Source organism: Neisseria sp. P0021.S007, assembly GCF_051956855.1.
On record NZ_JBQCXA010001190.1, the window covers coordinates 1 to 519 of the forward strand.

Genomic DNA, 519 nt, shown 5'->3' on the forward strand with positions numbered 1-519 from the left:
GTTCTATGTCGAAGACTTCGACCAACTCGCAGCAGAATTCCCGAACTTCACATGGCACGTTGCCCTGTCCGACCCATTGCCTGAAGACAACTGGGATGGTTACACAGGCTTCATTCACAACGTAGTTTACGAAAACCACCTGAAAAACCATGAAGCACCGGAAGACTGCGAATTCTATATGTGTGGCCCTCCGATCATGAACCAGTCCGTGATCAAAATGCTCAAAGATTTGGGCGTGGAAGACGAAAACATCCTCTTGGACGATTTCGGCGGCTAACAAACAAAAAGGAAGAAACTTCGGTTTCTTCCTTTTTTATTGCCAGGTCGTCTGAAAACCATACTTTCAGACGGCCTGAACCTTTCTTTTACGATACAATAAAGGCTTCAAAAAATAATCCGCGAATCCCCTATGCCGTTTCTTTCCAATTCGTTTTACCGTCCGATAATCGGCTACACCGTTGCCATCGTTTCCGCACTCACGCTCTCTGCCTGCCAACCTGAAAAACAACAAACCATCAA

1 pseudogene is annotated in these 519 nt (G+C 46.1%); it reads left to right on the forward strand.

From position 1 onward, the window contains the following. A pseudogene (locus tag ACTHUR_RS18215) lies at window positions 1-277 on the forward strand (NADH:ubiquinone reductase (Na(+)-transporting) subunit F); the annotation flags it as partial. Between the last annotated feature and the right edge of the window lie 242 nt (window positions 278-519).